This is a genomic window from uncultured Slackia sp. (assembly GCF_959608125.1).
Classification (GTDB): Bacteria; Actinomycetota; Coriobacteriia; order Coriobacteriales; family Eggerthellaceae; genus Slackia.
Genome location: NZ_CAUHPG010000014.1, coordinates 37,423 through 55,879 on the forward strand (window position 1 = coordinate 37,423; position 18,457 = coordinate 55,879).

General features: G+C 60.3%; 20 protein-coding genes. 16 read left to right on the forward strand and 4 right to left on the reverse strand.

Going from position 1 to position 18,457, the window contains the following annotated elements; all coding sequences use genetic code 11:
- Positions 1–4 precede the first annotated feature (4 nt).
- From Q6E04_RS05675 to gluQRS, 14 genes are all read left to right on the forward strand, one after another.
- Entirely contained in the window at positions 5–451 is a 447-nt protein-coding gene (locus Q6E04_RS05675) for an NADH-quinone oxidoreductase subunit B family protein (RefSeq protein WP_303249839.1), read from the forward strand.
- Between the two features lie 4 nt (positions 452–455).
- Positions 456–1,118, forward strand: a complete 663-nt coding sequence (locus tag Q6E04_RS05680; protein ID WP_303249840.1) for an NADH-quinone oxidoreductase subunit C — start codon at positions 456–458, stop codon at positions 1,116–1,118.
- A gap of 1 nt (position 1,119) precedes the next feature.
- Positions 1,120–2,208 carry a nickel-dependent hydrogenase large subunit gene (locus Q6E04_RS05685; protein ID WP_303249841.1) on the forward strand — a complete coding sequence of 363 codons (1,089 nt, stop codon included), beginning with the start codon at positions 1,120–1,122 and terminating at the stop codon, positions 2,206–2,208.
- 6 nt (positions 2,209–2,214) lie between these two features.
- The gene (locus Q6E04_RS05690; RefSeq protein ID WP_303249842.1) at positions 2,215–2,661 is read left to right on the forward strand and encodes a 4Fe-4S binding protein; all 447 of its coding nucleotides are present in this window, start codon (positions 2,215–2,217) and stop codon (positions 2,659–2,661) included.
- A 269-nt stretch (positions 2,662–2,930) separates the two neighbouring features.
- The gene (locus Q6E04_RS05695) at positions 2,931–3,557 is read left to right on the forward strand and encodes a CDP-alcohol phosphatidyltransferase family protein (RefSeq protein WP_303249843.1); all 627 of its coding nucleotides are present in this window, start codon (positions 2,931–2,933) and stop codon (positions 3,555–3,557) included.
- A gap of 143 nt (positions 3,558–3,700) precedes the next feature.
- The gene (locus tag Q6E04_RS05700) at positions 3,701–5,005 is read left to right on the forward strand and encodes a phenylacetate--CoA ligase family protein (protein WP_303249857.1); all 1,305 of its coding nucleotides are present in this window, start codon (positions 3,701–3,703) and stop codon (positions 5,003–5,005) included.
- Between the two features lie 37 nt (positions 5,006–5,042).
- Positions 5,043–5,471, forward strand: a complete 429-nt coding sequence (locus tag Q6E04_RS05705) for an amino acid-binding protein (protein ID WP_303249844.1) — start codon at positions 5,043–5,045, stop codon at positions 5,469–5,471.
- Positions 5,472–5,538: 67 nt separating this feature from the next.
- Positions 5,539–6,885 carry a D-alanyl-D-alanine carboxypeptidase family protein gene (locus Q6E04_RS05710; protein WP_303249845.1) on the forward strand — a complete coding sequence of 449 codons (1,347 nt, stop codon included), beginning with the start codon at positions 5,539–5,541 and terminating at the stop codon, positions 6,883–6,885.
- A 63-nt stretch (positions 6,886–6,948) separates the two neighbouring features.
- Positions 6,949–7,398: an FHA domain-containing protein gene (locus Q6E04_RS05715; RefSeq protein WP_303249846.1), complete on the forward strand. Its 450-nt coding sequence runs from the start codon at positions 6,949–6,951 to the stop codon at positions 7,396–7,398.
- A 39-nt stretch (positions 7,399–7,437) separates the two neighbouring features.
- Entirely contained in the window at positions 7,438–9,180 is a 1,743-nt protein-coding gene (locus Q6E04_RS05720) for a thiamine pyrophosphate-dependent enzyme (RefSeq protein ID WP_303249847.1), read from the forward strand.
- On the forward strand, positions 9,173–9,772 hold the full coding sequence (locus Q6E04_RS05725) for an indolepyruvate oxidoreductase subunit beta (protein ID WP_303249848.1): 600 nt from the start codon (positions 9,173–9,175) through the stop codon (positions 9,770–9,772). The genes Q6E04_RS05720 and Q6E04_RS05725 overlap by 8 nt, the downstream gene beginning before the upstream one ends.
- A 2-nt stretch (positions 9,773–9,774) precedes the next feature.
- Entirely contained in the window at positions 9,775–10,230 is a 456-nt protein-coding gene (locus tag Q6E04_RS05730; RefSeq protein ID WP_303249849.1) for an ACT domain-containing protein, read from the forward strand.
- Between the two features lie 14 nt (positions 10,231–10,244).
- Positions 10,245–11,603, forward strand: coding sequence for a phenylacetate--CoA ligase family protein (locus Q6E04_RS05735; RefSeq protein ID WP_303249858.1), 1,359 nt, complete (start codon positions 10,245–10,247; stop codon positions 11,601–11,603).
- Positions 11,604–11,693: 90 nt separating this feature from the next.
- Positions 11,694–12,680, forward strand: coding sequence for a tRNA glutamyl-Q(34) synthetase GluQRS (gluQRS, locus tag Q6E04_RS05740; protein ID WP_303249850.1), 987 nt, complete (start codon positions 11,694–11,696; stop codon positions 12,678–12,680).
- Between the two features lie 20 nt (positions 12,681–12,700).
- Here gluQRS and Q6E04_RS05745 read toward each other — a convergent pair whose 3' ends face one another.
- The gene (locus Q6E04_RS05745; RefSeq protein WP_303249851.1) at positions 12,701–13,633 is read right to left on the reverse strand and encodes a prenyltransferase; all 933 of its coding nucleotides are present in this window, start codon (positions 13,631–13,633) and stop codon (positions 12,701–12,703) included.
- 77 nt (positions 13,634–13,710) lie between these two features.
- On the reverse strand, positions 13,711–14,988 hold the full coding sequence (locus tag Q6E04_RS05750; protein ID WP_303249852.1) for an Mbeg1-like protein: 1,278 nt from the start codon (positions 14,986–14,988) through the stop codon (positions 13,711–13,713).
- A gap of 123 nt (positions 14,989–15,111) precedes the next feature.
- On the opposite strand from Q6E04_RS05750, the gene crcB reads away from it, so the two are divergent.
- Positions 15,112–15,522: a fluoride efflux transporter CrcB gene (crcB, locus tag Q6E04_RS05755; protein WP_303249853.1), complete on the forward strand. Its 411-nt coding sequence runs from the start codon at positions 15,112–15,114 to the stop codon at positions 15,520–15,522.
- 12 nt (positions 15,523–15,534) lie between these two features.
- Here crcB and Q6E04_RS05760 read toward each other — a convergent pair whose 3' ends face one another.
- Both Q6E04_RS05760 and Q6E04_RS05765 read right to left on the reverse strand, forming a co-directional pair.
- The gene (locus tag Q6E04_RS05760) at positions 15,535–16,980 is read right to left on the reverse strand and encodes a LuxR family transcriptional regulator (protein WP_303249854.1); all 1,446 of its coding nucleotides are present in this window, start codon (positions 16,978–16,980) and stop codon (positions 15,535–15,537) included.
- Between the two features lie 122 nt (positions 16,981–17,102).
- Positions 17,103–17,387 carry a twin-arginine translocase TatA/TatE family subunit gene (locus Q6E04_RS05765; protein ID WP_303249855.1) on the reverse strand — a complete coding sequence of 95 codons (285 nt, stop codon included), beginning with the start codon at positions 17,385–17,387 and terminating at the stop codon, positions 17,103–17,105.
- Positions 17,388–17,775: 388 nt separating this feature from the next.
- Between Q6E04_RS05765 and Q6E04_RS05770 the strand changes: the two genes are divergently transcribed.
- On the forward strand, positions 17,776–18,457 hold a 682-nt coding region (locus Q6E04_RS05770; RefSeq protein WP_303249856.1), incomplete at its 3' end, for an NCS2 family permease.

Here is an 18,457-nt window from a genome sequence, read left to right on the forward strand (position 1 = left end):
AATCATGAGCAGTGTTTCCAAATCGCCCTGGGTCATCCATTACGATGGCAGCAGCTGTAACGGCTGCGACATCGAGGTGCTTGCCGCATTGACGCCTCTCTACGACGTCGAACGATTCGGCATCATCAATACGGGCAATCCCAAACACGCCGACATCTTCCTCGTTACCGGTTCGGTGAACGAACAGAACATCGGCGTGGTCAAAGAGATCTACGATCAGATGGTCGAGCCGAAAGTCGTCGTGGCATGCGGAATCTGCGCATGTTCGGCGGGCATCTTCCACGACTGCTATAACATCATCGGCGGCGTGGACAAAGCCATTCCGGTCGACGTCTACGTTCCTGGATGTGCGGTGCGCCCCGAAGCGATCATCGATGGCGTCGTTCAGGGTCTTGCCATTCTTGAGGAGAAATCGAAGGCGCTTGCGGCCTCGAAGAAGAAAGGGGAGTAGGACAATGGCGTTGCATACCACGTTCGAAACCATCCAGACGGCCGATCTGCTCGCGCTCGCGGAAAAGAAGCGCAACGACGGCTACCGCTTCGTCCAGATGCTTTGCGTCAACACGGAGCAGGGCATCGACGCCCTTTATGCTTTCATGAAGGGCGACCGCCTGGAAAACTACACTATCCGCGGCATCGATACGGCAACGGAAAGCGTTCCGTCGGTCACGGGCTTCTATCTGGCAGCATTTCCGTTCGAAAACGAGGCGCATGACCTATTCGGCTTGAGCATCACCGACATCGCCATCGACTTCGCGGGCAACTTCTATAAAGTGGCCATGGACAAGCCGATGACCGTCATCTCGCCGGCGCAAAAAGCCGCTCGCGAGAAGGCTGCCAAAATCGCGGCGGCGAAGGCCGCCAAGGCCGCGGGCAAAGACAAGCCCGCCGACGACCTCGAAGCCAAGCTGGCGGGCATGGACCCCGAGAAGGCGGCTAAGGTACGCGCAGCCATGGAGGCGAAAGCCGCCAAGGAGAAGGCGGCAGCCGAAAGCGCGAAGCGCGATGAACTCGAGCAGAAGCTCGCGGGCATGGATCCGGAAAAGGCTGCCAAAGTGCGTGCGGCCATGGAAGCGAAGGCGGCGCGCATCGCCGCCGAGAAGAAAGGCGGCGAATAGCATGGGCAAAGCGACGGTCATTCCCTTCGGCCCGCAGCACCCGGTGCTGCCCGAGCCGCTTCATCTCGACCTGGTGGTGGAAGACGAACGCGTCATCGAGGCCATCCCTCAGATCGGCTTCATCCACCGCGGTCTCGAAAAACTCGTGGAAACGCGTGACATCCATCAGTTCATCTACGTTGCCGAACGAATCTGCGGCATCTGTAGTTTCGGCCATTCCCTCGGCTATGCCGAGACGGTCGAAGACCTCATGAGAGTCGAGGTGCCCAAGCGCGCCGAATACATCCGCGTGATCTTGCACGAGCTCTCGCGTATGCATTCTCACCTTTTGTGGATGGGCCTTGCGGCCGACGCGTTCGGCTTCGAGAGCTTGTTCATGCACTGCTGGCGGCTGCGTGAGCGCGTCCTCGACATCTTCGAAGCCACGACGGGAGGCCGCGTCATCCTGTCCGCCGTCTGCATCGGCGGCGTGAACCGCGACATCGACGACGTCATGATGAAGGCGATCATCGACAAGCTCGACAGCATCGAATCCGAATACAAGGAAATCACGGACACCTTCCTGAAAGACTCTTCCGTGAAAAGCAGGCTTTGCGGCGTCGGCTATCTGTCCAAGGAGGAGGCCGAAGCGTTGTGCATGGTCGGTCCGTTCGCCCGCGCTTCCAACGTCGCCTACGATGCTCGCATGCTCGGCCGTGGCGGCTATGGCGACCTCGAGGGCTTCGAGCCCATCCTCTCCGACGAAGGCGATTGCTACGCTCGCTGCAAGGTACGTGCTCTCGAGGTGAACCAATCGATCGCCATCATCAAGGAATTGGCCGCCAAGATGCCCCATGACGGCATCGGCGAGAAAAGCAAGCTGACGCCTCCTGCGGGCTCGCAGGCCGCAAGCGTGCTCGAGCAGCCGCGCGGCGAGTGCTATTACTACGCGCGAGGTAACGGCACCAAGAACCTCGATCGCATGCGTATGCGCACGCCCACCAGTCAAAATCTCGCCGGCATGGTGAAGGCGCTCGAGGGATGCGACCTGGCCGACGTGCCCATGGTCATCCTGACTATCGATCCGTGTATCAGCTGCTCTGAAAGGTAGGACGCGATGGGAAACTTCAAACTGGGGAAGATGACCCTGCGTTCGCTGTTCAAGAAGCCGGAGACCATTATGTATCCGGCGCAGAAGCGTTATCAGCCCGAAGGTCTTAAGGGTCAGATTCTCAACGACATCGATACGTGCATCCTGTGCGGCATCTGCGAGAAGCGCTGCCCGACCGATGCCATCAAGGTGGTTAAGAAAGAAGAATTCTGGCAGATCGACCGTTTCAGGTGCGTTCAGTGCGGGACTTGCGTGCGCGAATGTCCGAAGGACTCGCTGACGATGGATCCGAACTACCCCGCGCCTGCTCCGCAAAAGAGCGCTGAGACGCTTCACAAGCCCGAGCCCTCCGAGGAAGAGAAGGCTGCAGCCGCTGCGAAAGAAGCCGAAAAGGCGGCGCGAGTCAAGGCGGCGCTCGCCGCAAAGGCCGCTCGCGAAGCGGCGGGCGAGTAAGGGGGTCGACCAATCCGCCCCGAAGGCCGCGAAGGCCGATGCGCGCATTCGTCGCATCGGCCTTCGTTCATTTTCGGGCACGGTGCAGCCGCTTGCAGACCTGCCCGTGCCCATTTCGTGTAGCGTTTCTCAACTTTTCTCAACGAGTCCGTGACGGTATCGCGAATATGGCCGACGGCGCCGTCGTATCCACGAAAACCCTGATACAATCGACAGCCGTTTGCCGCGAAGCGGCGGGCGTTGTTCGATTCGTTTTGAAAGAGATTTCCATGGGGCAGCAGGAACAGGTCACCAATAGAATATTCACGCTTGCGAATGTGATTTCGTTCATCCGGCTGTGCATGGTACCTGCATATCTCGTATTCCTTTTCGAGGGGCACGACATCTTTGCCACGTTCCTGTTCGCGTTGGCGGCCTCGACCGATTTCGTCGACGGTCAGCTCGCGCGCCGCACCCATACCGTCTCGCGTCTCGGCCAGCTTCTCGATCCTGCGGTCGACCGCATCCTCATGATCGCAGGCGTGGTGGGTCTTTTGCTCGTCGGACGTTTGCCGCTATGGATTATCGTGGTCGTAATCGTCCGCGATTTGTTCCTCCTGGTCGGCGGGGCGTTCTTGCTGCGTTACAAAAAACGCATCGCCGTCGTGTTTCCCGGAAAAGTGGCCACCACGCTTCTGTTCGTCGGCTTCGCCGGCTTACTTCTGAACCGGCCTTTGATCCCCGGCTTGGGCATGTGCGACCTGGCATGGCTCCCTGGATTCAACGGAGAGCCTGTTTCCTGGGGAATTTGGTTCGTCTATGCCGGTCTCGCCATGGCACTTGCCACTACAGGCGTCTACATCCATCGCGGCTTGCGAGCGTTGCAGGAGGTACGAACCGAACGCGACGCAAGCTGATTTCTCCCGTTTATGAGCTTTATTGCAAAAAATAAGCTCAATTCACGCGGTTTTAACTTCACGAATGCACTTTACTAGACTAGAGTATGAAAGCGGAAGGCGACAAGTCGTCTTCCGTGATCGTGAAGAGAAAGGAATCGCCGATGTATTACCAGGAGGAAATCGAATGCATGCCTCGCGCCGAGCTCGAAAAGCTGCAGCTCGAGCGCTTGCGATGGGCCGTCGTCCATGCGTACGAAAACGTCCCCCTTTATAAAGAGCGATTCGATGCTGCAGACCTCGACCCCTACAGCATCGAATCGCTTGACGATATCGTGCGATTTCCGTTCATGGTCAAGCAGGACATGCGCGACGCCTATCCGTTCGGCCTGTTCGCGGTCGATCGCAAGCAGGTCAAACGCCTTCATGCATCTTCTGGCACCACGGGTCAAGCGACCGTCGTAGGCTACACCGAGAACGACTTGAAGAATTGGGGCGATTGCTTCGCCCGCGGAATTGCGATGGTCGGCGGCGACGCTGATTCGACAATGCAGGTATCATACGGATACGGCCTGTTCACAGGCGGCCTGGGTGCACATATGGGCGGAGAGACCGCAGGGTGCACGGTTGTTCCCACTTCAACCGGCAACACCAAGCGCCAAATCCAGGTCATGAAGGACTTCGGGGTCGATATCCTGTGCGCAACCCCTTCGTACGCTCTGCTCATCGCCGATACGGCCATCGAAATGGGCTATGACCCTGCGAAGGACTTCAATCTTTCGGGTGCGATCCTCGGCGCAGAGCCCGCTTCCGAACATGTGCGAGATGAGATTCGTCGCAAACTGGGCGTCCAGTACTGCGACGTCTACGGCCTTTCCGAAATCATGGGTCCGGGCGTCGCCATGGAATGCTCCGAGGGGTGCGGCCTGCATATAGCCGAAGACCAGTTCCTTGTCGAAATCGTCGACCCCGACACGCTCGAACCCGTGCCCGACGGACAGCTCGGCGAATTGGTCATTACCACGCTGACGCGCGAGTGCAGTCCCTTGATCCGCTATCGCACGCGAGACTTGACCCGTATCATTTCCGAACCCTGTGCTTGCGGTCGCACGCATCGTAAGATCGATCGCATCCTGGGCCGCACCGACGATATGATGATCATCCGCGGCGTCAACGTATTTCCGTCTCAAATCGAGCAGGTCATCACGTCGTTCCCCGAAGTGGTTCCGCACTATCAGATCGTGCTCACCACCAAGGGCAAGCTCGATCACGTGGAATTGCGCGTCGAGACGGCGCCCGATTTCCCGTTCGACGAGATTCGCGCCCTTGAAGACCTGCGTCGCCGTCTCGCGAGCGAGCTCAAGAGCAACCTGCAGATCGCGGTGGACATCAAAATCGTCGAGCCCAAGACGATCGAGCGGAGCGAAGGCAAGGCTAAGCGCGTCTTCGATCTGCGTAATAAAGACTAGCTGCTGCGATGTTTTGATACCGGAAGGGAGACTCTACATGATCGAACAGCTCACCGTTTTGCTTCAGAATGAAAAGGGGCGTCTTTCGCAGCTGTGTCGCGACATGGCGAACGCCGATGTCAACATGCACGACCTTTTCGTGGCCGATACGTCGGATTTCGGTATCGTCCGTATTTTCTGCGATACGCCGCGACGGGCCGCCGCCATGCTCGAAGAATGCGGATATCGTGCACGCGTCGTAGATGTGCTGGCCGTGCGCGTTCCCAACGTGCCGGGGGGCCTTGCCACGCTTCTCGAGGCAATCGAGGATGCGGGTTGCAACATCGAATACGGCTACTGTTTTTCTCGCGGCGAACAAACGGCGATCGACGTTTTGAAGGTCGGCGACTCGTCTATCGAGAGTACACTGTTGCAAGCAGGTTTCGATATCGTGAGAGCCGAGGAGGTCTACGAGCTCGATGAATAGCTCGACTTCGATATTGTCGAATGAATCCGTCGGACGGCAGGGCTTTTCCAAGTCCTGCCGTTTCGGCATGTCTGCACGCGTCGGCGCGACTTTCGTCTCGTGCGCGCTTGCGGCATCATTGTGCTGCATCCCCGTTCAGGATGCTTTCGGCGTCGTCTTGCAAGAGGACGAGGTCCTTTCCCAAAGCGTGGCCGATCGAGGCCTCTCCGTCGCGTCATGCCCCGACATCGAGGCGCGTAATGCCCTGCTCGTGTCTCAAGACGGCACCGTGTATTTTGCGCGCGATGCCCACGAACCGGTCAAAATCGCATCCATCACAAAGGTCATGACCGCCGTCGTCGCACTCGAAAACGCGTCGCTCGACACGCAGGTGGTCGTGGATGCCGAGGCGGCAGGAGTGGGAGAGTCGTCGGCGGGCCTTCTCGAGGGAGATGCGATGGACCTCGAAACGGCCTTGTATGCGCTCATGGTGCCGTCGGGCAACGACGCCGCCATCGCCGTCGCCAAAACCGTCGGCGCCCTTCTTCCCGAATACGATGGGTCGGACCCTCAAGCGGCGTTCGTGGCCGCCATGAACGCGAAGGCTCATGAGCTCGGCTGCGAAGACACCGTGTACACCAATCCGCACGGTCTCGATGCCGGAGCGTTCGAAAGCGACTGTCATTCGACCGCTGCAGACGTGGGGCTTGTGGTGTCCTACGCAATGCGCAACGACACGTTTCGCGCGATCGTCGACGCGGGAGACACTACGATAGAAGTCGCTTCGGCCGACGGCGCACGACGTTTTCTCCAACTCGTTTCCACCGATGAGCTCATCGGCGTCTACGATGGCATTTGCGGCGTGAAAACAGGCACCACCGATGCGGCCGGATTCTGTTTCGCAGGCGCTGCATCCCGCGAAGAGGGGGAGTTCTACAGCGTCGTTCTCGGCAGTCCCGATTCGGACGTGCGTTTTACCGACACGGTAGCGCTTTTCGACTGGATGTATGGCAATATCGTACAGAAACGCTTGATCAACAGCACGGAATACATCGAGGCAGGAGGCGTTCGCCAACCCCTCGTCGCCAAAGTTGCCCACACGCAATGGCCCGACTGCACGATCGACGCCGTAGCGTCCGACCCCGAGCTCGCCGTCGAAGTATTCGACCTCGTCGGCCCTATCGAGCAGCAGGCCTCATTCGTCGACGTGAGGGGCGACGTTTCCGAAGGGGACGTTATCGGGCATCTGACATTCACCCAGAACGGCGAGAAAATCGCGGAATGCGACCTGGTCGCCGCTGAAAGCCAGGCCGCCCCTGATTTCTTCCAGGAAATCGGGGTCTGGATCGACCGCTTCGTGCGCGGGCTCCAGAATCAACCGGAAACGGCCTCTTCGGTCTGCTTGAACGATCCGTCCGCCATATCCGATATGTAGGACGCGCTCGCTGCATTTGAAAGTCATATGGAGAAGCTATTCTCCATTCGAGAAAGGAACATCATGGCAAGTGTATGCCCCGTCTGCAACGCGCCGCTCCCTGAGGGAGCCGACGCCTGTTTCACCTGCGGATTCAAGCTTCTTGGTCGTACGCAGGCCTTTTCTCCGATAGCCGTGCAGCCTAACGCCAATACGGCGCCCGCGTCCATTCTTGAAGAATGCACGCTAAGCATCGTGAAGGGCCCCCAGGTCGGAAACGTGTTCCGCCTGTCCTCCGACGCCATCACCATCGGCCGCAGTCCCCAGTGCGACATCTTCCTCAATGACATGACCGTATCGCGTATGCACGCAACGCTCAAGCGCATTCCCGGCGGCTACGAAATCGTCGATGCCGATTCCTTCAACGGGCTATGGGTGAACAACCTCAATGTCAAAGAAGCGGTCCTCAAAGATGGGGATGTCGTTCAGATCGGCACGTTCTGCCTGGTCTATCAGTCCATGCCGAGCATGTAACGACGATTTTCGTAACGACGCGCGATAGGAAGTGACTCTATGGAACTGATATCTGGAAACGAGGCGATCGCACGCGGCGCCTGGGAGGCAGGTGCGACGATCGGCGTCGCATATCCTGGCACCCCCTCGACCGAGACGATGGAGAACTTTTCCAAGATGCCCGACGTCTATGCAGAATGGTGCCCGAACGAGAAGGTTGCCGTCGAAGTGGGCCTGGGCGCATCGGCCGCAGGCAAACGCGTGCTTTCCACGATGAAGCATGTCGGCGTGAACGTTGCCGCCGACCCCTTGTTCACGGCTGCCTATACCGGCGTCGGCGGCGGCTTCGTGGTGCTTGCGGCCGATGATCCCGGCATGCACTCCTCGCAAAATGAGCAGGATTCCCACTATTATGCGATGGCCGCTCATATTCCCATGCTCGATCCCGCCGACAGCGCCGAGGCGCTTTCTTTCACCAAGGATGCTTTCGAGCTGTCCGAGCGTTTCGATATTCCCGTGTTCATCCGTTCCACCGTGCGCGTCTCTCATACGAAATGCGCTGTCGAGACCGGAGAGCGTGTCGAGGCGACACCTGTCGTATACGAGAAGAATCAGCCCAAATGGGTTATGATGCCGCTGTACGCTAAGCCTCGCAGGCTCGACCTCGACGAACGCATCGCGCGTCTGCGCGCCTACGCCGAGACCTGCCCGTTCAACCGCATCGAGCGGCGCAGCGGCGCGGTCGGCGTGATCTGCGTCGGGGCGACCTATCAGCATGTCGTAGAAGCGCTTCCTGAGGCGAGCGTGCTCAAGCTGGGCATGTCCTGGCCGCTTCCCGCGCAGACCATCGCCGATTTCGCGGAAAGCGTCGACGAGGTTTATGTGGTCGAAGAGGCATCTGCTTACCTGTCCGATCAGGTGAAGGCGCTGGGCGTGAAGCTTTCCGAACCCGCTTGCCCGCTTTCTCCGGCAGGCGAGCTCACGCCGCAGGCAATCGCCTGCGCATTCGGCGCCGGGGAAGCGCCGCATGCCGATGCGCCCGCTAACCTTCCGCCGCGCCCGCCCGCGCTGTGCCCGGGCTGCCCGCACAGGCTCGTCTTCCGCGAACTTGCCCGCATGAAGGCCATCGTCACGGGCGATATCGGCTGCTACACTCTCGGCGCGCTGGCGCCGCTTTCCGCCGTGGATACCTGCGTCGACATGGGCGCTTCCATTTCGATGGCGCACGGTTTCGAACTGGGCCTCGAAGGCGAGAAGCATCGTCCGGTGGTTGCCGTCATAGGCGACTCGACGTTCGCCCATTCCGGTATCACGTCGCTTTTGAACACCGTCTATAACTGCGGCACCGGCACTGTGTGCATCCTCGACAACCGCACTACCGCCATGACGGGCCATCAGGGCAACCCCGTCAACGGCATCACGCTGCAGCATCGTCCGAGCCGTGAGCTCGACCTTCCCGCGCTCGTGCGTGCGCTCGGCGTCGACGATGTGCGCATGGTCGATCCGATGGACATGAAAGCCGTCCGCGCCGCGCTGAAAGAGACCACGTCCAACGATGAGCTGAGCGTCATCGTGTTCGAATCTCCTTGCGTACTGCTGACAAAAGAGCGCAAGGCGCCTTATGAGGTGAAAAGCGACTGCCGTGCATGCGGCACCTGCTCGCTGATCGGTTGCCCCGCCATTTCGTGCGACCCCGAAACGAGGGTCGCCTTCATCGACGCGAGCCTGTGCGTCGGATGTTCCCAGTGTTCGCAGGCGTGTCCGTACGGCTGCATCGTGTCGACAGGAGGTAGCAATGCCTAGCAGTGCAACGACCGTGCTTCTGTGCGGCGTGGGAGGGCAGGGCGCCCTTCTGGCCGCCGATATCCTCGCCCGCTGCGCCATGGCGTGCGGACAGGACGTGAAGCTTTCCGAAATCCACGGCATGGCCCAGCGCGGCGGCGCGGTCACCACGGTCGTGCGCTTCGGCGAGAAGGTCTCGTCCATGGTGGCCGACCAGGGTTGCGTCGATTATCTCGTGTCGTTCGAGACCACCGAGGCCCTGCGCAACATCTCGTATCTGCGTGAAGGCGGCGTGGCCATCGTTAGCGACGAGTCGATCAAGCCGTTGCCCGTCTTGACGGGCAAGCTCGCCATGCCCAAGGGCGCGCGCAAACAGCTCGCCGCCCATCACGCGCAAGTGATTCCCGCCGAGCTTCTGGCGAAGCAGGCGGGCAGCATCAAGGCCGTTAACGTGGTTTTGCTCGGTGCACTGTCGACCCATCTTCCATTTCCGAAAGATGTCTGGCTGCGCGTCATCGAAGAACGCGTGCCTGCGAAATTCAAAGATGTCAATATTGCGGCATTCGAATCGGCGTGCGCCTGGGCCGAAAACAACGCCGCGAAGGAGGCGTAGCCGTGAGCGTATCCCAGATCAGCGTTTTCGTCGAAAGCCGTCCGGGCCACATGGCCCGCGTCCTGGACGCGTTCAATCGCGCGAACGTCAATGTACGCGGCTATAGCGCATCCGATACGGGCGATTACGGCATCGTGCGTTTCATCGTCGACGATCCCGACCTCGCCCTGAAGGTACTTGAGGACATGGGCGCCGCCGCCGTGAAGACCGAAGTCCTGTGCGCCCTTCTCCCCGATACGCCAGGCGAGCTCGCGCGCATCATGGGAATCATGGCGCGTTGCGGCATCAACGTCGAATACAGCTATTCGCTCATTTCGACCTTCATCGCCATGTCCGTCAAAGACCTCAATGCCGCCCAGCGTGCGCTCGAGGGTGAATCCATCGAGCTGATCGACCAGGGCGACCTGGCCGATTTCGCGTTCGATGACGCGCGGACGTCCAAGGAAGAAAAGGAGTAGCAGCCGTGGCCGACATGACCGTCAAAGGCGCGGCGTTGAAAGCCGCGCAGGAGGGGCGTTTCGACGAGCTGCCCATCCACAACCCTTCGATCGAATGCGCGAGCCGCGAGCGCATCAAGGCTATCCAGCTCGCGCGTCTGATCGACCAGGTCGAATGGACCTATAACCGCGTTTCCTGGTACCGCGAGCGCATGGATGCCGCAGGCGTTGCGCCTTCGGATATCAAGACCCTCGACGACATCCGCCTGCTTCCGTTCACCGATAAGCAGGCGTTGCGCGAGACGTTTCCGTACGGCATGTTCGCCGTGCCTCTCGACGAAGTGGTCGAGCTGCACGCATCTTCCGGCACTACGGGCAAGCCCATCGTCGTCGGATACGACAAAAGCGACATGGACCTGTGGGCCGACTGCATCATGCGTCTGGTGCAGATGGCGGGCGTCGTGCCGAGCGACCGCGTGCAGATGGCGTTCGGTTACGGCATGTTCACCGGCGGCTTCGGCCTGCATTACGGCCTGCAGCGCCTAGGCTGCATGATGATTCCGGCGGGGTCGGGCAATACCGAGCGTCAAATTCAGATGATTCAGGACTATGGTTCTACCGTGCTCGTCTCTACGCCTTCGTATGCGCTGCATGTATGCGAAGTAGGAGAGAACATGGGCGTCGACTGGGAGAAGAGCACCCTGCGCGTGGGCTTGTTCGGCGGCGAGCCGTGCACGCCGGCGCTCAAGGCCGAAATCGAACGCCGCATGCACATCGTCTGCACTGACAACTACGGCCTTACCGAGGTCATAGGTCCCGGCGTGTCAGGCGAATGCCTGGCCGAGCGAGACATGCAGCATATCGCGGAGGACCATTTCGTCTGGGAGGTCGTCGATCCGGAGACGGGCGAGCCGGTCGCCGAGGGCGAAATGGGCGAGCTCGTCTTGACCCCGCTCGGCAAACATGCCATTCCCGTGCTCCGCTATCGTACGCACGACCTCACGCGTGTCGTGACCGGGCGTTGCGCGTGCGGCCGCACGACGGCGCGCATGCAAAAGGTGCGTTCGCGCTCCGACGACATGCTCATCATCCGAGGCACGAACGTGTTCCCGAGTCAGGTCGAAGACGTGCTCTCGGGCATCGACGGCGTTACGCCGCATTACCGCATCGTTGTCGACAACGAAACCGGTCTCGACCGCATGACGGTCCATGTCGAGCTCAAGCCCGAGGCATTCTCGGACTCCTTCGAGCAGATGGATGCATTCCGCCGCAATATCGAAGAGAAGCTCAAGAGCGTCCTGCTGGTTTCTTCGAAGGTCAAGCTCGTCGAGCCCAGCGGCATCGAGCGCAGTACGGGCAAGACCAAGCATGTACAGGATTTGAGAAAGATGTAAGATACGTTTCGAGCGCGCCGAAGGCCGTTCGAAGCGACACGCGGCGCGGCCCGGGATCGTCTCCGACGCTTTCCGGGCCGCGCCGTTTTCATGATGAAGAACAGGGAAGAAGGCTTTTCGATGCAAGACCGATGCGCACCGTCCGAACACGCCGCCGCGCCATTGAAAGGCCGCTTCGCGCCTTCGCCGACCGGACGTATGCATGCGGGCAACGTCTTCTCGGCGCTTGTCGCCTGGCTTGTGGCGAAATCGAACGGCGGCACCATCGTGCTGCGCATCGAAGACCTCGACAAAGAGCGCTCGAAGGCTTGCTTCATCGACGATGTGCAGCGTGATTTCGAAAAGCTCGGCCTGTATTGGGATGAGGGCCCCTACTTCCAGCACGACCGCGACGAGGCGTATTCAGCGGCTTTCGAGGAGCTTCGACGCCGCGACCTGATCTATCCGTGCTTCTGCACGCGCGCCGACCTCCATGCGGCTTCCGCCCCTCATCACGGTGAAAAGCTCGTCTATCCGGGGACATGCCGCGGGCTCGACGAGGCGCGACGAGCCGAACGGGCGGCGTTGCGCACGCCGGCGCAACGCCTGTTCGTCCCTGACGAAACGGTCTCTTTCGTCGACGGCATCCAAGGCCGCTACGAGCAGAATCTTGCACGCGATTGCGGAGATTTTCTCGTCAGGCGCTCGGATGGCGCGTTCGCCTATCAGCTCGCCGTGGTGGTCGACGACGCCGAGCAGGGCGTGACCTCCGTCGTACGCGGCGTCGACCTGCTTTGCTCCACGCCCCAGCAGATGTATCTGCAGTCGCTTCTCGGCCTCGAGCATCCGACGTATGCGCATGTACCGCTGATGGTGGCCGAGCATGACAGGCGCCTTTCCAAGCGCGACAAGGATACGGCCCTCGACGTGCTGCTCGAACGTTTCGGCGATCCACGCGCCCTTATCGGGCATATCGCGGGAATAACGGGCCTGGCTCCATCATGCGATCCGGCGTCGCCCGAAGAACTGCTCGACGTTTTCGACCCCGCGACGCTGCCGCGCACGCTCGTCGATCTCGAGCAGATCGGCTGGCGCTAACGCGCCTCGCGAGGGAAGAATCACCAATGCATCGCGGCGCCCTGAGCGATGATGCAGGCGGCGTAAAACGACCCCAGCGCGATATTCATACTGCAAATCTGAGCCATGCCGCCGATGCGCGATGCAGAAATCAACGGATTCGATGCAAGCGCCTTCACCAGAGGATACGCGGCAAGCACCATGAAGGGCAGCACGATTGCGCCGCGCGGAAAGAACGCTGCGCACAGCACGACGATAGAAGCGACCCATGCGCCCATCGTGCAGCGGTAGAACGTGCGCGCCTTGGCGCGGCCGATAAGTACGGGCAATGTGCGGCGGCCCGCCTCGATATCCTTCTCGATATCACAGGTGTTGTTCGTGAGCATGATAAGCCCCACGCCGATGATCTCGGGTACCGCCCAAAGCAACATAAGCCAATTCATGTCGCCGGTCAGCGCCTGATAGCAGGCGAGCGGTATGAGGCCTCCCATTACCGCGCCGCTGACCGCTTCGCCCAAGGGCAGATAAGACAAAGGCGTTTTGCCAGCGGAATACACTACCACGAAAAACGCGCCGACGACGCCGATGGCCAGGGGAATCCAGCCCGCATGATAGATGACGTACGCTCCCAGGACGAACGCCGCCACCAGAAAGCCGATCCCGAGACGCAACGCCGAGCGGGGGTTCACGTTGTTGTACACGAGCGTGGCATCGCTTTCCTCGACGTCGTCGTCGGTCGAATCGGACCCCTTCACGAAGTCGTAGTAGTCGTTGAAAGTGTTCACAGACGACTGCATAAGCACGCATATGACCAGAAGCACGCACGACATCGTCGCAGAAGCCCCGCCGGGGGATACGGCGGCGGCGCACACGGCGATGAGACAGGGGAGCACGGCGGCGGGCCACGTATGGGGTGCGGCGAGTTGAAGAGCCATGCGGGGCGTGAAGCGGGCATAAGACGACGATGAGGCCATGTCGGTCCTTTCTCAAGCAAGGGGTCGTGCCGCGTGACGCGGCAGATATAGGGCACGAAAGGCGCGGCGATGAAACGCTAGCGTCCGCCGGGCATGGCGGTCGCCGCATCCCTCATGCGCGCGGCGAAGCGCTTGAGGCGCTCGCGCGCCGTGGCATTGGCCACGGCGCCAAGATTGCGGATGGTGTGTGCGATGATCTCTTTCGTTTCCGCATCGAGGTTGCGGCCGTCGCGTAAAACGCCCGCAACGGTGCCGACCACGCCGCCCTCCCAAAACTCCTGCCATGTATTGGAATCAGTGGTCGAAGCGATGATGTCGTAGAAGGCGTCGATGAAGCGTTCGCGCTGCTCAGGCGTGACGCTTTTCAGCCACCGGTCGAGCGTCTCGTCGAAAAACGCGGCGCTCGCGTTGAGACCTTCCTGATAGAGGAAGTCGGTGTCGTCGACGAGCCAGGTGAAGGGATTGTGTTGGAAGATTCCCGTAGTGGCGTCAGACTGCACGACCGCGTAGTCGTCGCGGTGCTCGAGAATCATGCCGAAAATCGACGACTCAGGTACGGTCTTCAGCAGTTTGTCCTTGAAGTGCTGTTCGTGGATGCGAGGAGAAGGTGCGGCGAGGAAGCTCGGGCCGTCGTGGTTGAACACGCGTTCGATGCGCCCGTAGCTCGTTTCGTCCATCGTGGCCACCGCGAACTCGGCGAGGTTGCCGCCCTTCGAATGTCCGCCGACGAACACGCGCGCATCGCGCGGTAGCGCCGACAAAACGCCGGAAACGTAGCGTTCAGCGGAGCGCTGCGAAGGAATGATCTTGCGATAGCTCAGGTTGAAGTCTTCCTTCCAACCTGCGAACGTTCCGTCGGTTCCCTGGAAAGCGATGTAGTGGGCCTTGCCGCCATCGAAACCGAACGTGCATGCGGCGAATTGCTTCTCGATCACCACCGCGTTCTCGTTGACATGATACGACACCGTCAGGTCGGCGAATCGGTGGCAGCGCACGAGAGCGTCCAGAAACACCGGGAGATCTTTCGATGCCCTGATCCAGCCTCCGGTGAGCATCGCGTCCAAATCGGTGAAACGCAGGATGTCGATGAGCGGCACCTGCTGCGCGCCGCCGACGTCGCCATAGGGATAGGCGCTGAAATCGAGGTAGGCAAGCGCGGAAAGCACCAGGCTATCGACGGGGGAGAAGGGGGTTTCGCCGAAGCCTTCGTGATGAAGACGCAGATAGTCGCTCATCGTCGAGTCGGAAAGCCTCGCAGCCACCGATGACGAAAAGGAGGGATGGTGCGGGTTTTCAGAAGAGCCTCCGGAACCTTCGTGCCCTCGGTCTTCCTTGCGCTCGATATCCTCCGACATGCCTTGTCGCCTTCTTTCTCATGATCCGTTCTGGGGTATTGTAGCGCACGCCGCCGGCCGTTCTTTATAATTCCCCATACCGTACTCATTCGGCGCTTCTCCTGGCGCCGAGGAAGGAGGGCCATGTTCGTGCAATTGTGCGCCGTCGCCGCAGGCGGTGCGATCGGTGCCGCAGGACGCTATCTTCTCGGCCTCGGCATACCCGTCGCAGCCGCGGCTCTTCACGTGTCAAGCGATTTACCCGTGGCCACGTTTGCCGCCAATTTCATCGGATGCTTCGTCATCGGAGTGCTGTCGATCATCTTCGACGGGGGACCTTGGGACGAAAAAGGCTGCTGGCGGGCTTTCGCCATCACGGGCGTTCTGGGAGGGTTCACTACGTTTTCGACGTTCGGGCTTGAAACCGTCATCCTTATCGAAAAGGGCGCAGCGGGCGTGGCGGCCGCCAACGTCGGTGTAAGCCTGGTCGCATGCCTCGCCGGCGTCGTCGCAGGGCGCGCTCTCGCACGCGCCTTTTTCGTCGCACATTCCTGACGTGCGAGAACGTTAGCGCTTCCTCATCGCGCTCTTGATCAGCTTCTCGCCGTAATCGATCAGTTCCTGACGCGAATGCACGCCGGCCTTCGAGTAGATGCGACGCAGGTGGGTGTCAACCGTGCTTTTCGCCACGACGAGCTCCTGTGCGATACGCTCGTTCGTCCTGCCGCGCAAGGCAAGCGCGAGCACTTCGGCCTCGCGCTTCGAAAGCCCCGCCTGCTCGACGATCGCATCGTGCATGGCATCTTCGGCGCTTCCTGCGTCGACGATCGCCGAAAGCGTCCTGAAGTCGTTTTCCGTGAAAAGAAAGAGGTAGGCGATAAGCGCCGCAAGGCCGGCGAACGCAAGCATGCCGTGCTGCACGGCGGCATTGGCGCCGAATCCGTCTATCACATTGCCAGCCGCGATACCGGCCGCTTCACCCAGGTACAATGCACCGAATCCGCGACAGAACGCCATAGCCGAATCGATGCCGCGTAAAACCGAGACAGCGATGAACAGCGCGATGAACGCAGCCGTCAACCCGAGGCAGCCCGCAAGGACGATGGCTTCGCCCGGCACGCCGCTTTCATAGAGCGCCGGCGTGAAGAGGAATCCGGCCATCATGACGAGAATGGCGATGCGATACGTAGTACCGAGCGAGCGCTCTTCTTCGGCAGCTCCGCGCAATGACTGGAGCGCCGCAACGCAGAAAAACGAAAGGATCAAAAGCGTCGCAGGAAGCGTCGGAGTGCTCGATGCGCCGGGATTCGATCTGAAGGTCTCCATAAGGCCCGCCGCAAGACCGAACATGAGAGCGCCGACGAGCATGCGTCGCGAAAGAGCGGCCACGCCCGAACCATCTCGGTCGGCGGATGACGTCGTGCGCTTCCTGTACTCCAGGTCGCGCGAGCATGCCGCGCTTCCGACGCCTGCTACGAGCAGCACACCTGCGCTGGCCGCAGGCAGAGCGACGGCGAGCATTATCGAAGCGCCTTCGCCGAAAAACGACGCGATGAAGCAAACCGCCGCCGCGATACCGGTGGATGCGAATATTTCCCAGGCGGCGATGCGAGGAGATGTCATGCCCAAAACCCTGCCCCAAGCCACAAGAAGCACCGCCATGGGCAGTCCCACGAGAAACGCTTCCAAGCCGACGCCGGCGATATCGAGCGATCCCGACAGGCGCGGTGCGAACGCCCCCGCCGTCAGCATGGCTGCGCAAGCTGCGATCGCCGCGTCGCTGGCGAGGATTTTTCCCGCAAGACGCGGCAGGGCCGTCATGGCGCAAAACGCGATCACCATGCCGAGCAGCGTCGCCAAAAGATCGGCGCGCTCGATCGCGACTCCGCCGAGGACGAGCGCCTTGTTCGCGCCCATATAGAAGATGGCATAGATGAAACCTTGATAGCATGAAAATCCCAAGATGCGCCGCAGGGACGCTGCGTTATGGGAGGGGGTTGTCGATTCGCTCACTCGCTGCTCCTTCGTCGAATCACCATCATAGCAAACGCGCCCGAGAAAAAACGAAACCCCTGCAGGCGCTTCCGCAGGGGTTTCGTCGGGGTTTCCGCATAGAGGAACGCGAGGCGCTCGGTTTAGGATGCCGCGACAGCCGTCTCTTCCTCTATGGCGGCTTCCTCGTCCTTGGCAGCCTCGATGCGCTTGACGGCCTTCTTCTTACGCTTGGGGGCGGGCTCGTCTTCTTCCTCTTCGGCCGCCTTCTTGATCATGCCGTCGCCGGAATTGAATCCGTCGCGCAGGTTCTTGATCGTCTTGCCCAGGGCGCTGCCGAGCTTGGGAAGGTGCTTGGGTCCGAAGATCAGAAGCGCGACGCCGAGGATGATAAGAAGTTCCGGCATGCCGAGACCGAAGATTTTCATGAATGCCTCCTAATTGATGGAAATCGGCAGATATGCTCGCGGCGCATTTATCCGCAAAAGCTGCGAGCGAATCGACAAACCCCACGATAGCCCAATGAGTCATGCAGAGTATCGTGCAAACGGACTATTTCGCCCTTAATTCGTCATGTACGCTGTCATGCAAATGAAGTAGTCTGGTAAAAGACCAGGTAAATAGTAGCTGTTTTAAAACTGTACGAAGAGACCGTCGAAAAAAGCCGCATTTCGACGAAAACGCTCGCGATACTGATATCCATCGAAAATAGCGGCGTCGGCATATCGCGGAAAAGATTGAAATGTTAGAATTCCGTTACCTTTCTCATAAGAGGGGCACTGTCGCATATCCACGAATCGAAGGAGGACTTTCTCGGTGGATAAGTTCTTTAAGATTTCCGAGCGCAATTCGACGATCGGAAACGAAATCATCGGCGGCTTGACGACCTTTCTGGCCATGGCCTACATCATCGCCGTCAATCCGTCTCTTCTGGAGGCAGCGGGCATTCCGTTCGACGCCGCGCTGACGGCGACCTGTCTTGGCGCCGCCGTCATGACCGTGGCCATGGGCCTTATCGCCAATAGGCCGATCGCCCTTGCTTCGGGCATGGGCATCAACGCCATCGTGGCTTACACGTTGTGCCTGGGCGAAACCGCAGTCGATTGGCGCGTCGCCATGGCAATCGTCTTCCTCGAGGGCATCGTCATCCTGGTTCTTGTTCTGTGCGGCCTGCGCAAAGCCATCATGGACGCCATCCCCGCAAGCCTGCGTCACGCGATCGGCATCGGCATCGGTCTGTTCATCGCATTCATCGGCCTGAAAGGCGGCGGCCTGATCGTCCCCGACGAGGCCACCATCCTGGCATTCGGCGACCTCTCGTCTCCGATCGTCCTCGTTTCGCTCGTGTCCATCCTTCTGGCCGTCGTGCTGCAGGCCCTCAACGTAAAGGGCGGCCTGCTCATCTCGATCGTGGTCGCCACGATCGTCGGCATCCCCATGGGCGTCACGCCGCTGCCCGCCGAGTGGAATTTCGGTCTTGACTTCTCCGCATTCGCCG